This is a genomic window from Mycobacterium sp. (genome assembly GCF_025965855.1).
Classification (GTDB): domain Bacteria; phylum Actinomycetota; class Actinomycetes; order Mycobacteriales; family Mycobacteriaceae; genus Mycobacterium.
Map to the genome: position 1 here is coordinate 1 of NZ_JAOPWB010000230.1, position 13,976 is coordinate 13,976.

The 13,976-nt window shown below is 68.0% G+C and carries 10 protein-coding genes; 7 read left to right on the plus strand and 3 right to left on the minus strand.

Annotated features, from left to right (window positions below):
- The 3 genes from JWP83_RS19610 to JWP83_RS19620 form a co-directional block, all read right to left on the minus strand.
- On the minus strand, positions 1–288 hold a 288-nt coding region (locus JWP83_RS19610; RefSeq protein WP_297733340.1), incomplete at its 3' end, for a metal ABC transporter permease.
- Positions 285–1,052, minus strand: coding sequence for an ABC transporter ATP-binding protein (locus JWP83_RS19615; RefSeq protein WP_297733342.1), 768 nt, complete (start codon positions 1,050–1,052; stop codon positions 285–287). The genes JWP83_RS19615 and JWP83_RS19610, both read right to left, overlap by 4 nt.
- Positions 1,053–1,059: 7 nt before the next feature.
- Positions 1,060–1,923 (minus strand): zinc ABC transporter substrate-binding protein, encoded by an 864-nt coding sequence (locus tag JWP83_RS19620; protein WP_297733360.1) that lies wholly within the window; start codon positions 1,921–1,923, stop codon positions 1,060–1,062.
- Between the two features lie 215 nt (positions 1,924–2,138).
- Between JWP83_RS19620 and JWP83_RS19625 the strand changes: the two genes are divergently transcribed.
- The 7 genes from JWP83_RS19625 to JWP83_RS19655 all read left to right on the plus strand — a co-directional run.
- A complete protein-coding gene (locus JWP83_RS19625) occupies positions 2,139–3,044 on the plus strand; it encodes a class I SAM-dependent methyltransferase (protein WP_297733344.1) in 906 nt (301 codons plus the stop codon).
- 428 nt (positions 3,045–3,472) lie between these two features.
- Positions 3,473–4,957: a PPE family protein gene (locus JWP83_RS19630; protein WP_297733346.1), complete on the plus strand. Its 1,485-nt coding sequence runs from the start codon at positions 3,473–3,475 to the stop codon at positions 4,955–4,957.
- Positions 4,958–5,177: 220 nt separating this feature from the next.
- Positions 5,178–7,019 carry a type VII secretion AAA-ATPase EccA gene (gene eccA, locus JWP83_RS19635; protein WP_297733348.1) on the plus strand — a complete coding sequence of 614 codons (1,842 nt, stop codon included), beginning with the start codon at positions 5,178–5,180 and terminating at the stop codon, positions 7,017–7,019.
- The gene (eccB, locus tag JWP83_RS19640) at positions 7,016–8,605 is read left to right on the plus strand and encodes a type VII secretion protein EccB (RefSeq protein WP_297733350.1); all 1,590 of its coding nucleotides are present in this window, start codon (positions 7,016–7,018) and stop codon (positions 8,603–8,605) included. Before eccA ends, eccB begins: the two co-directional genes overlap by 4 nt.
- On the plus strand, positions 8,602–12,570 hold the full coding sequence (gene eccCa, locus JWP83_RS19645; RefSeq protein WP_297733352.1) for a type VII secretion protein EccCa: 3,969 nt from the start codon (positions 8,602–8,604) through the stop codon (positions 12,568–12,570). Before eccB ends, eccCa begins: the two co-directional genes overlap by 4 nt.
- A gap of 34 nt (positions 12,571–12,604) precedes the next feature.
- A complete protein-coding gene (locus tag JWP83_RS19650; protein WP_297733355.1) occupies positions 12,605–12,913 on the plus strand; it encodes a PE family protein in 309 nt (102 codons plus the stop codon).
- Positions 12,914–12,916: 3 nt separating this feature from the next.
- Positions 12,917–13,976: PPE family protein (locus tag JWP83_RS19655; protein WP_297733358.1), on the plus strand; the 1,060-nt coding region annotated here is incomplete at its 3' end.

The window sequence follows — 13,976 nt, forward strand, 5'->3', positions numbered from 1 at the left end:
GGCGCGCTTGCCCAGCACGCCAAACACCAGCGCCCCGCCGACACAGAAGACACCGAGCCCGACGACCACGGGCACGCCCAGAAGGACCGCGCCGGTAGCCCCGGGAAATCCGATGTGCGCCAAGGCATGGGCGGCGAAGGCGGTCCGTCGCACCACGACGAAGTAGCCGATCAATCCGGCGGCCAGGGCGACGATGGTGCCGCCGATCACGGCACTACCCATGAACGCCGACGTCAGAATCGGCCACCAATTGGGTTGGTAGCCAAGGGCTATGAGGTGTGAGCTCACAGCATGCTCCTCATGTATCGGTCACCGAGCGGCGTATGCGCGACTTGGATGGGAGTGCCGTACAGCTGGGTCAGCAGCGCATCGTCGACGACCTCGTCGATGGGCGCGTAGTGCGGGTGCCCATCGAGCAGGTAAATCGCGCTGTCGAGGATGGCCAGCAGCGGATTGAGGTCGTGGGAGACCACCAGGATGGTCACGGCGAGCTCGGCGTGCAGTCGGGCCAGCAGTGCGACGATGTCACGCTGGCTGTGAAGGTCCAATGAGGCCAGCGGTTCGTCGAGGATCAGCAACTGGGGCTGGGCCACCAAGGCCGCGGCGATCGCGACGCGTTGGCGTTGCCCCCCGGACAGTGTCGATAGGCGCCGGCCGGCGATCTCGGTCGCCTCTACGGCGGTCAATGCCTGGTCGACCTGCCTTCGCTCGGCTGCGGTGCTGCGCCCGAACGCCCACTTGCGCCCCGTGAGTCCGAGAAGGACGACGTCGGCGGCGCGGACCGCCTCCCCCGAGCTCTCGGCAAAGTGTTGCGGCACGTAACCGATGCGGTCGTTGGCCTGGCCGGGGGGGCGGCCGAACACCTCGAGATCGCCCCTGGCGGCCGGAATCAGACCGAGGACCATGTGCAACAGGGTGGTCTTGCCGGACCCGTTGGGGCCGATGACCGCGACGACGCCGCCCGCGGGCACCGTGAAGGTGCCATGCGACCAGATGAGCCGTCCGCCACGCACCGCGCTGACGTCGGTGAAGGCCAGGGCGGGCGCAGTCACGGCACGCTCAGACCGCGACACCGAGGGCCTTCCCCAATGCGGTCAGCTGGGCGGATTGCCAGCCCTCAAACGAAGTTTGCCCGGGCGGAACGGTCTCGGTCACTTCGACAACGGGTACCCCGGCCTGTTCGGCAGCAGAACGGATCTGCTGTGGGATCGAACCCTGCGTCTGGGTGTTGTAGATCAAGACGTCGACATGCCGGTCGGCCAGCGCGGAGCGGAACGCTTCGATGTCGGCCGGTGAGGGATCCGTCTCGTTGGCTGACGCGCGCTGATAGCCCTCCGGGGTCCGGTTGACCAGGCCCAGCGCCTGCGCTTGGTAGTCAAAGACGGTTTCCGTGGCCGCGTAGGACTTGCCCGCCGCTGCGGTCTTGATCTTGCCGATGAGGCCCGTGTAGGGCGCGATTGCCGCGCTGAATGCCGATCTGCGCTGACTGAAGTAGTTGGCGGCTTGTGGATCAATCTTGCTCAACTCGGCGGTCACGGCGTCGGCGAGCGCGGTCACCGCCGATGGCAGATACCACAAGTGTGGATTGGCGCCATCGGGTGTCTTTGTGACTGCCGCGGCGCTCACCACGCGGGCGCCGGCGGCGGAGCTGGCGGCGAGCTTGGAGGCCCACGAGTCATAGTTGGCACCGTTGACCACGACAAGTTTGGCGCCCGTGAACGAGGCCGCGTCCGCCGGTGATGGCTCGTACTCGTGCGGGTCCACGGACGAGCTGGCCAGCACCGTTTTGACGCTAGCGCAAGAGCCGCCAAGCTGGGAGACGATCTCGCCCCACTGATCGACGCTGACCACCACGGCGACCGGGCCGGTCGGGCAGGACGCCGCTGCGGTGCTGCCGCCGGCTGCCGGCGTGGTGGCTGGGATGGAACTCGTCGCCGTTCCGGTCCGGGCAGTCGAACACCCCGTCACAGCGAGGTTCAGCGCGAGCACGGCAGCGACGGCTGCGCGATTCACATGGAAGTGCGGGACCCTCACAGAAGAACGATAACCGTTTTCATTAACGCTGGCGAGGGGCACGTCGCATGAGGGCGCCAATCGGTGACAAAGGCGTCACAGCCGGTCGCGGTAATGTCGGTTGGGTGCGTAGCGAAGGTGATACCTGGGACATCACAACGAGTGTCGGTTCGACCGCGCTGTTCGTAGCGACCGCGCGAGCCCTGGAGGCGCAGAAGCCCGACCCGCTGGCCGTCGACCCGTACGCGGAGCTGTTCTGCCGCGCCCTCGGCGGTCCCGCGGCCGACGTCCTCGACGGCAAGGAACCCGACCACCCGCTGAAGTCCGAAGACTTCGGCGTCCATTTCGTCAACTTCCAGGGCGCTCGCACCAGGTACTTCGACGAATACTTCCGCCGGGCCGCCGACGCGGGCGTGCGGCAGGTGGTCATCCTGGCCGCCGGGCTGGACTCCCGCGCCTACCGGCTGGACTGGCCGGCCGCGACCACGATCTTCGAGCTGGACCGCCCGCAGGTCCTGGACTTCAAGCGCGAGGTCCTCACCGGCCACGGCGACCAACCCCGCGCCGAGCGGCGCGAGATCGCCGTCGACCTCCGGGAGGACTGGCCACAAGCCTTGCGCGACAGCGGCTTTGACCCGGCCATGCCCTCCGCATGGATCGCCGAGGGCCTGCTGATCTATCTGCCGGCCGCCGCGCAGGAGCAGCTGTTCACCGGCGTCGATGGCCTGGCCGGCCACGGCAGCCACGTCGGGATCGAAGACGGCGCACCGCTGGAGCCGGACGAGTTCAACGCCGCGGTCGAGGAAGAACGCGCGGCGGCCGCAGAGGGCGACCAGCGCCTGTTCTTTCAGTTGGTCTACAACGAGAGGCACGCGCCGGCCACCGAGTGGTTCGGCCAGCGCGGGTGGACCGCCGTCGGCACCCCGCTAGCGGATTACCTACGACAGGTCGGCCGCCCGGTACCCGGTCCCGACACCGAGGCAGGGCCGATGATCGCGCGTAACACCCTGGTCAGCGCCGTCAAGGCCTGACAGACCCTGGCTCCCCTCGGCGCGGCGGCGAGAGCGCGCGATAGGCCCGAAATGCGGGGCCACGCGATCACAGACCGCGGCCGGCAGGTCGGCGTGGTCGATGCAGATGCGGTGAACCGGATCCAGCGTCCACCCTCCCGAACATGGTGGTCTTTGCCGGCATCCCAGTATGGCCTAGGCGCGGTCCGACCGCGTTCGTCGAACGTCGGGAACGGTTGCCGCTGAGGAATCTCCCATGAGTTGGCCGGGAGCGGGAACTTTTACCGGCCGCCCTGCGACTACTACCTGCGTGCTTACTGCGCCGCCTAACAGCCCGGGCGGCCATTGATTTCGTCTGTGCAAGGAGTCCCTGATATGGCGCTACGGGTAATGCCCTATCGCCCGGTTGGGCGGGCAGCCTCCGTTTTCCTGGTCGCGGGCGGCCGATCATGACCGCGCCGGTGTGGATGGCATCACCGCCGGAAGTTCATTCCACGTTGCTGGCCAGCGGTCCCGGGCCCGGCGCCTTGCTGGCAGCGGCCGGGTCCTGGAGCTCCTTGAGCGCGGCCTATGCGTCGGTCGCGCAAGAACTCAGCGCGGTCTTGGCGGCGGTGCAGGCGGGAGCGTGGGAAGGCCCCAGCGCCGAGCAGTACGTGGCCGCGCACGTGCCCTATCTGGCGTGGCTGATGCAGGCGAGCGCCGACAGCGCGGGCGTGGCCGCGCAACAGGAGACCGCGGCCGCCGCCTACACCGCGGCGCTGGCCGCGATGCCGCCGTTGGTGGAGCTGGCCGCCAACCACGCGATCCATGCGGTACTGCTGGCGACCAACTTCTTCGGGATCAACACCATTCCCATCGCGCTCAACGAGGCCGACTACGTGCGGATGTGGATTCAGGCGGCCACCACGATGGCCACCTATCAAGCGATCTCCACTACGGCGGTGGCTTCGGCGCCGCAGACCTCCGCGGCGCCGCAAATTATGAATGCCAGCGCCAGCTCCGACAGCGGTCTCCAAGACATTGTCGACAATGACTCCGGTGACCCAACCCAGTTGAGTTGGTGGATCAATCGATTCCTCGAGGTCCCTCAAACCCTGTGGCGAGACGTGCTGGAGTTCCCCCAGAACCCATCGCTGGCGATCCAACAGGTTCAAGCCGACATTCCGGCACTCATCGCCGACGAAACCACCCACGTGGGAGAGGTCTTGAGCACCTTCCCGCAATTGCAGGTGATCGCGCCGCTGGCCCTCGTTCTGTCTGCCGCCAACGTCGGGTTCTTGGGCGGCTTGGCGGGGCTGAGTGGGCTGGCCGGGATTCAGCCCGACGCGATGCCCGCCGTGGCCGCCGCACCGATGCCCCAAGCTCCCAGTCTTCCGGCGACCAGCACCTCTCCGGCGGTGAGCGTTGCGTCGGCGCCGGGCCCGGCCCCGTCTTCGGCCCCGTCTTCGGCCCCGGCGGCCGCGCCAGCCACGGCACCTGCGGCGGGAGCGCCGCCGCCGCCGCCCGCCGGCATCGAGGGAGCCGCGTATCCCTACCTGGTGGGCCCCGGCGCCGGGTTGAGCTCGTCCATCAGCAGTAGCGCCAGCTCCGGCGCCAAGAAGAAGGCGCCTGAGCCCGAAGCGGCCGCGGCGGCAGCGCCGGCAGCGGGGGAGCAGGCGCGGGCGCGGCGGCGCCGGCGCGCAAAGCAGCGCGGGTATGGCGACGAATTCATGGATCTGAACGTCCAGGTCGAGCCAGACTGGGGCGGACCGCCGGGTGAGGAGTCGACGGTGGCGTCCGGGCAAAGTGCGGGAACGCTGGGTTTCGCCGGAACCGCGCTCAAGGAGGCCACCCAGGCTGCGGGACTGGCCACGCTGGCCGGCGACGAGTTCGGCGGCGGCCCGTCTCTCCCGATGGTGCCGCACACCTGGGATCCCGACACCGCGCCTGAATAGCCCAAAGTTTTGCTAATGAGAATGATTTTCAGTAAGCTCCGCTCCTTAGTTGAGTGTGGCGAAATGGGGCGACATGACCATGGACAATGCCCGGTCATTGCTACCGAAAACGGAACCCTGGCGGTGCGTCCAACGCGAGCGGACACCTCGACACTTAGGTAAAGCAATGCTAACTTCAGTCCGGCTAGGTTAGGGGACACTATGTTAAGGAGAAGCGGTCGTGGAACGCGGTGAAACCGGCGTGCTCACGCCCCAGCCCCTCAACTCCCGCGTGGACGGTGACATCGTCAGCCGGTTCGCTACGTGTTGCCGCGCCCTGGGCATCGTCGTTTACGACCGCCAGCGTCCGGCGGACCTGGGCGCCGCGCGATCCGGTTTCACCGCGCTGACCCGCATCGCACACGAACAGTGCGACGCCTGGACCGGCCTGGCCGCTGCCGGTGACGTCTCTATCCGGGTGCTCGAGGCCGTTTCGCGCACCGCACCTACAGCTGGCGTGTTGCAGCGTCAGGTGGAATTGGCGCCCGGCGCACTGGGTTTCCGTTACGACACAGGCCTCTATCTGCAGTTTCGCGCGACGACCCCCGACGATTTCCATCTCGCCTACGCGGCGGCGCTGGCGGGTGCCGGGGAATTCGCCAAGGCGGACGAGATCGTTGCCGGCCTCACCGCACGCCGACCGAGTTGGCGCGAAGCCCGCTGGGTCGCCGTCGTCATCAACTACCACGCAGAGCGCTGGTCGGACGTCGTCAAGCTGCTGACACCGATCGTCAACGACTCCGATCTCGACGACGCTTTCTCGCACGCGGCCAAGGTCACGATGGGCATCGCCCTGGCACGCCTGGGTCTGTTCGCCCCGGCGCTGTCGTACCTCGAGGAGCCCGACGGCCCGGTCGCGGTGGCGGCTGTCGACGGCACGCTGGCCAAGGGGCTGGTGCTGCGTGCGCACGTCGACGAGGAGTCGGCAAGCGAAGTGCTGCAGGATCTCTACGCCGCCCACCCCGAGAACGAGCAGGTCGAACACGCCCTGACCGATACCAGTTTCGGGATCGTGACCACCACCTCGGATCGCATCGCGGCGCGTACCGACCCGTGGGATCCCAACACCGAGCCCAGTCCCGGCGATTTCGTCGACCCCGGAGCCCAGGAGCGCAAGCACGTGCTGCTGGCGGAGGCTGAGCGCGAGCTCGATGAATTCATCGGCTTGGAGCAGGTCAAAGACCAAGTCGCGCGGTTGAAGAGTGCGGTCGCCATGGAACTGGTTCGCAAGCAGCGCGGACTGGAGGTCGCGCAGCGCACCCACCACCTGGTGTTCACCGGGCCGCCCGGCACCGGCAAGACCACCATCGCCCGCGTCATCGCGAAAATCTATTGCGGCCTGGGCCTGCTGAAGAAGGAGAACATCAGAGAGGTGCACCGCGCCGACCTGATCGGCCAGCACATCGGCGAGACCGAGGCCAAGACCAACGCGGTCATCGACAGCGCACTGGACGGGGTGCTGTTCCTCGACGAGGCCTACGCGCTGGTCGCCACCGGCGCCAAGAACGACTTCGGGCTCGTGGCCATCGACACCCTGCTGGCCCGGATGGAGAACGACCGGGATCGGTTGGTTGTCATCATCGCCGGCTACCGCGCCGATCTGGACAAGTTCCTCGACACCAACCAAGGCCTTCGGTCGCGGTTCACCCGCAGCATCGACTTCCCGTCGTACAAGCCGGCTGAACTGATCGAGATCGCGAACTTCATGGCCGGCAAGCGCGACAGCGTTTTCGATCAGGCCGCGCTCAAGGATCTCGAGGGATTGTTCGCTCACCTGGCTTCGACGTCGAAGCCCGACTTCAATGGCGTCGAACGTCGCGGCCTGGATATCGCCGGCAACGGCCGGTTTGTCCGCAACGTGGTCGAAAAGTCCGAAGAGGAGCGCGAATTCCGGCTGGACCACTCCCAGCACGCCGAAAGCGGCGAGTTCACCGACGAGGAGCTCATGACGATCGCGGACGAGGACGTCAGGAATTCGGTGGAGCCGCTGTTGAATGGTCTCGGCCTGTCGGTGCCGGCATGACGAATCCAGAATCCGAAGAGGAACGGCGTTCGTTTTCCTCACGGACCCCGGTCAACAACAACCCCGACCAAGTCGTCTACCGCCGCGGTTTCGTCACCCGACACCAGGTGAGCGGCTGGCGTTTCGTGATGCGCCGGATCGCCTCCGGTATTGCCCTGCATGACACCAGGATGCTCGTCGACCCGCTGCGCACCCAGTCGCGCGCGGTGCTGATGGGTGTACTCATCGTGATCACCGGCTTGGCCGGCTGCTTCGTGTTCTCGCTGATCCGGCCCAACGGGTCCGTGGGCAACAACGCGGTGCTCGCCGATCGATCGACCGACGCGCTCTATGTGCGGGTCGGCGACGATCTGCACCCGGTGCTCAACCTGACGTCGGCCCGGCTGATCGTCGGCCGGCCGGTGAACCCCACCGCGGTGAAAAGCGCAGAGCTGGACCGCTTTCCGCGCGGAAACCTGATCGGCATTCCGGGGGCGCCCGAGCGCATGGTGCAAAACGCCTCGCGCGACGCCAGCTGGACGGTGTGCGATGCGGCCAGCGGAACCTCGCGGGGCGCCCACAGCACCGGTGTCACGGTGATGGCCGGTCCGCCTGACAGCCACGGCGCCCGCGCGGCCACCCTCGGATCCGGCCAGGCGGTCCTGGTCGATAATGGCAGCGGCACCTGGCTGCTGTGGGACGGCAGGCGCAGCCAGATCAACCCGGCCGACCACGCAATCACCAATGCCCTGGGATGGGGGACCGACGTTCCCGCGCCACGGCCCATCGCATCGGGGCTGTTCAACGCGATACCCGAAAGTCCGCCGCTGACGGGGCCCGGCATACCGAACGGCGGGACCCCGGCCAACTACCCGGTGCCGGCACCGATCGGGGCGGTGGTGGCGTCTTACGGCCTGGACCAGAACTCGTCGGGCGGCGTGCGTTATTACGCTGTGTTGCCGGACGGCTTGCAGCCGATTTCGCCGGTGCTCGCCGCGATCCTGCGCAACACCAACGCCTATGGCCTGGACCAACCGCCGCGGCTCAGCGCCGACGTGGTGGCCAAGCTGCCGGTGTCACGGATGCTGGACACCGCCCGCTACCCCGACCAGCAGATCACGCTGGTCGACGCGGCCAAGAGTCCTGTTACGTGCGCGTCCTGGAGCAAGCCGGCCGGTGCCGCCACCAGCTCACTCAGCCTGCTGTCGGGCTCGGCAGTGCCGGTGCCCGATTCGATACATACCGTCGACCTGGTCGGCGGCGGCGCCCAGGGAACAGCCACGCGCGTCGCCCTGCCGCCGGGCACCGGTTACTTCGCCCAGACCGTGAGCGGCGGTCCATCCTCGCCGGGCGTCGGATCGTTGTTCTGGGTGTCCGACACCGGGGTGCGCTACGGCATCGACAACGAGAGTGAGAGCGGCGGACATGGCAAAACCGTTGAGGCCCTTGGTCTGATCGAACCTCCCAGCGCTATTCCGTGGTCGATGCTGTCATTGTTTGCGACCGGTCCGACACTGTCGCGCGCCGACGCGCTGCTGGCACACGACGGCCTGGCACCGGACAGCAGGCCCGGCCGGCCGGCGTCCGCCGAAGGGGGAACGCGATGAGCCGCCTGATCTTCGAAGCCCGACGGCGCGTCGTGCCGCCAAGCACGCGCAAGGGCACAATCGCGATCGAGGCGCCGCCCGAGCTGCCCCGGGTGATTCCGCCCTCGCTGTTGCGGCGCGCGCTGCCCGTAGTGATCGTCATGCTCATCGTCGGTATGGTCGTCGCGCTGTTCGCCACGGGAATGCGGGTGATTTCTCCGCAGACGCTGTTCTTTCCTTTCGTGCTGCTGTTGGCGGCCACCGCGCTTTATCGCGGCACCGGCAACAAGATGCGCACCGAGGAGGTCGACGCCGAGCGAGCCGACTATCTGCGCTACCTGTCGGTGATTCGGGACAACATCCGGACCCAGGCCGCCCAGCAGCGCGCCGCCGCGCAGTGGTCTCATCCCGATCTCACCGAATTGGCAGCCGTCCCAGGATCTCGCCGTCAGTGGGAGCGTGACCCGCACGACCCGGACTTCCTGGTGCTGCGGGCCGGCCGCGACGATGTGCCCCTGGACACCGCGCTGCGGGTCAAGGACACCGCGGACGAGATCGACCTGGAACCGGTGTCGCACAGCGCATTACGCAGCCTGCTCGACACCCACCGCACCGTGCGCGACGTGCCCACCGGAATCGACCTGACCAAGGTCTCGCGGATCACGGTCCTCGGTGACGCCGAAGAGGTCCGGGCGGCGGTTCGCGCCTGGATCGCCCAGGCGGTGACGTGGCACGACCCGACGGTGCTCGGCGTGGCGCTGGCTACGCGTGACCTGGAGAGCCCGGATTGGTCCTGGCTGAAGTGGTTGCCGCACGTCGACATTCCCGGTGAGCTCGACGGCGTCGGCCCGGCTCGCTTCCTGTCTAGCGACCCCGACGAACTGGCAACCCTGTTGGGCTCGGCACTCGTCGACCGCCCGGCGTTTACCGGCGAGCCGGCCGACGCGCTGCGGCACCTGCTGATCGTGGTCGACGACCCCGACTACGACCTGAACGCGTCGGCGCTGGCGGTGGGCCGGGCGGGTGTCACCGTGGTCCACCGCGGCGGCACGCCGCCGCACCGTGAGCAGTACTCGGACCCGGAAAGGCCGATCCTGCGCGTCGCGGGGGGAGCCATCGCGCGCTGGCAGACCGGTGGCTGGCAACCTTACATCGCCAACGCCGATGGGCTTGGGGTCGACGAGGCCGCGCACCTGGCCCGGCGGCTGTCGCGCTGGGACTCCAACCCCACGCACACCGGATTGCGCTCGGCGGCCACGCGCGGCGCCAGCTTCACCACGCTGCTGGAGATTCCGGACGCCTCGCAGCTGGATGTGCCCACGCTGTGGGCGCCGCGCCACCGCGACGACGAGCTGCGCGTGCCGATCGGCGTCACCGCGACGGGGGAGCCGCTGCTCTTCGACCTCAAGGACGAGGCGGAGGGCGGGATGGGCCCGCACGGCCTGATGATCGGTATGACCGGCTCGGGGAAGTCGCAGACCCTGATGTCGATCCTGTTGTCCCTGTTGACGACTCATCCGGCCGACCGGCTGATCGTCATCTACGCCGACTTCAAGGGCGAGGCCGGCGCCGACAGCTTCCGGAACTTCCCGCAGGTTGTCGCTGTGATCTCGAACATGGCGGAAAAGAAGTCGCTGGCCGACCGGTTCGCCGACACGCTGCGCGGCGAGGTGGCCCGCCGGGAGGCGCTGCTGCGGGAGGCCGGCCGCCGCGTGCAGGGCAGTGCGTTCAACTCGGTGGTCGAGTACGAGAACGCGATCGCGGCCGGACACGACCTGCCGCCGATCCCCACGCTGTTCGTGGTCGCTGACGAGTTCACGCTGATGCTGGCCGATTATCCCGAATACGCGGAGCTGTTCGATTACGTGGCACGCAAGGGCCGCTCGTTTCGGATCCACATCCTCTTCGCGTCGCAGACGCTGGACGTGGGCAAGATCAAGGACATCGACAAGAACACCTCGTACCGCATCGGGTTGAAGGTGGCCAGTCCCAGCGTTTCCCGTCAGATCATCGGCGTGGAGGATGCCTATCACATCGAATCCGGCAAGGAGCACAAGGGTCAGGGCTTTTTGGTGCCCGCCCCGGGTGCGGCCCCGATCAAGTTCCGCAGCACCTACGTCGACGGCATCTACGATCCGCCGCAGCGAGCTAAATCAGTTGTACTGCAGTCTGTTCCTGAGCCAAAGCTATTCCCGGCCGGCAGGGTCGAACCCGATCAGGCGACGGTGATATTCGGGGGCGAGGACGAAGACACCGCGAGTCCGCCGCGCAAGCTGATCGCGACCATCGGCGAACAGCTGGCTCGTTACGGGCCGCGGGCGCCGCAACTGTGGCTGCCGCCGCTGGACGAACCGATCCCGTTGACCGCGGTGCTGGCTCGATCGGGTGTGCCGCAACGCCACTGGCGCTGGCCGCTCGGCGAGATCGACAAGCCATTCGAGATGCGGCGCGACCCGCTGGTGTTCGACGCCACGTCGTCGGCCGGGAACATGGTCATCCACGGCGGCCCGAAGTCCGGGAAATCGACTGCCCTGCAGACGTTCATCCTGTCGGCGGCGAGCCTGCACTCGCCGCGCGAGGTCACGTTCTACTGCCTGGACTACGGCGGCGGGAAACTGCGTGCGCTCGAGGACTTGGCGCACGTCGGCAGCGTCGCGTCGGCGCTCGAACCCGAACGCATCCGCCGCACGTTCGGCGAGATCGAGCAGCTGTTGCTGTCCCGGCAAAAGCGGGGATTGTTCCGGGACAAGCACGGCGCCGCGCCCGACGACGGCTTCGGTGAGGTGTTCCTGGTCATCGACAACCTGTATGCGTTCGGGCGTGACAACACAGACCAGTTCAGCACCCGTAACCCATTGCTGGGCAAGGTAAGTGAACTGGTCAATATCGGGCTGGCGTACGGCATCCACGTCGTCATTACCACCCCGAGCTGGCTGGAGGTGCCGCTTGCGATGCGGGACGGTTTGGGAATGCGACTCGAGCTGAAGCTGCACGACGCGCGCGACAGCAATGTGCGGGTGGTCGGCGCGCTGCGCCGCCCCGCGGAAGCCGTACCGGCAGACCAGCCGGGCCGCGGGCTAACCATGGCCGCGGAGCACTTCCTGTTCGCGGCTCCCGAGCTGGAACAGGTTGGCGCGATCAACACCCGCTACCCCGGTGTGGCAGCGCCGCCGGTGCGGCTGCTTCCCACGAACCTCGTCCCCGAGGCTGTCCAACCGCTCTATCGGGGTCCCGAGCAGGTGGTCATCGGCCAGCGCGAAGAGGATCTCGCACCGGTCGTCGTCGACTTCACCGACAACCCGTTGCTGATGGTATTCGGCGACAGCAAGTCTGGTAAGACGACGCTGCTGCGCCACGTCATCCGGACTCTCCGCGAGAACTCGACGGCGGATCAAGTGGCCTTCACCGTGCTAGATCGGCGGCTGCACCTCGTCGACGAACCGCTGTTCCCCGACAACGAGTACACCGCCAATATCGACCGACTGATTCCGGCGATGCTGGGACTGGCCAACCTCATCGAAGCCCGGCGACCACCGGCCGGCTTGTCGGCGGCCGACCTGTCGCGCTGGACGTATGAGGGCCACACCCACTACCTCATCGTCGACGACGTCGACCAGATACCGGATTCGCCGGCGATGAGCGGCCCGTACATCGGCCAGCGGCCATGGACTCCTCTGCTCGGCCTGCTCTCCCAGGCCGGTGATCTGGGGCTGCGGGTAATCGTCACCGCGCGCGCCACCGGGTCCGGGCACGCGCTGATGACCAGCCCGCTGCTGCGCCGCTTCAACGACTTGCAGGCGACCACGTTGATGCTGGCGGGCAATCCGCAGGACAGCGGCAAGATCCGGGGTCAGCGATTTGGCCGGATGCCCGCCGGTAGGGCGATCCTGTTGGGGGACAGCGACAGTCCGACGTACGTGCAACTGGTCAACCCGCTGGTCGCCGCGCCCGTAACCGGCGGCAACAACGGCGATTTTGCGCACTGATGGTTAACGAAACGCAACAGAAGGGGAGTTAGTCATGACGTTGCGAGTGGTTCCCGAGGGCCTGGCCGCGACCAGCGCGGCCGTGGAGGCGCTGACGGCGCGGCTGGCGGCCGCGCACGCGGCGGTGGCCCCGGCGATTACCGCGGTGGTGCCGCCGGCGGCTGACCCCGTGTCGCTGCAGACGGCGGCCGGGTTCAGCGCCCAGGGCCAGGAGCATGCCGCCGTCGCGGCCCAGGGAGTCGAAGAGCTGGGCCGCGCCGGTGTGGGTGTAGGTGAGTCGGGCGCAAGCTATCTCGCCGGTGACGCCGCGGCGGCCGCGACCTATGGGGTGGCGGGCGGCTAAGAAATGACGGCGCCCGTTTGGATGGCTTCGCCGCCGGAAGTGCATTCGGCGTTGCTGAGCACCGGTCCGGGACCGGGGTCGCTGCTGGCGGCCGCCGGGACCTGGTCGTCGTTCGGCGCCGAATACGCTTCGGCGGCGGCCGAACTCAGCGGGCTCCTGGGCGCGGCACAGGCGGGGGCGTGGCAGGGACCGAGTGCCGAGCAGTATGTCGCGGCTCACGCCCCGTACCTGGCGTGGCTGCAGCAGGCCAGCGCCGACAGCGCGGGCGTGGCGGCCCGGCACGAGGTGGCGGCGACGGCGTATGCCAGCGCCCTGGCGGCGATGCCGACGCTGGTGGAGCTGGCCGCCAACCACGTCATTCACGAGGTCCTGCTGGCGACGAATTTCTTTGGGATCAACACGATTCCGATCGCGCTCAACGAGGCCGACTATGTGCGAATGTGGGTGCAGGCCGCGACCACGATGGGCGCCTATCAAGCGGCCTCGGGCGGGGCACTGGCCTCGGCGCCGCGCACCACCCCGGCTCCTTCCATCGTGAATCCGGGCGCCGGTGACCTCAGCAATGCCGCGGCGCGAAGCGGCCCGGGCTCGTGGCTTGTGCAACTGCTGCAGGCCTACGTGAACCTCTACCAGGAGGGGTTCAGCCAATTCGAGGCGTTACTGCAGAATCCGGTCGGGACGCTGCAGCAGATCATCACCGCGTTCGCCACGAACCCCGCCGCGGCGCTGGTGGCTTACGGTCCGCTGCTTTTCTTTGGCGCCTACGAGGTGATTTCGCCGATCGCCACGTACGGTCCCATGCTCATGGCGCTGTCGCTGGGCGTGAGCCTGAGCCTGGGACAGATCACCCTGCCGCTCGGCGAGCTCGCGCCGATCGCGGCGCCGATCGCCGCGGGGGCGGCGGGCGTACCGGCTCTCGCCGCAACCGCTTCGACGGTGTGGCCGGTCGCCGGCATGGCCCCGACGGTCGCGACTCCCGCGGGTGCCCCGGCGTCGGTGAGCGCCGCGGATGCCGGGACGGCCGCGCCCGCCCCGGCGGTGACCACCGGAACCTTCGCCTACA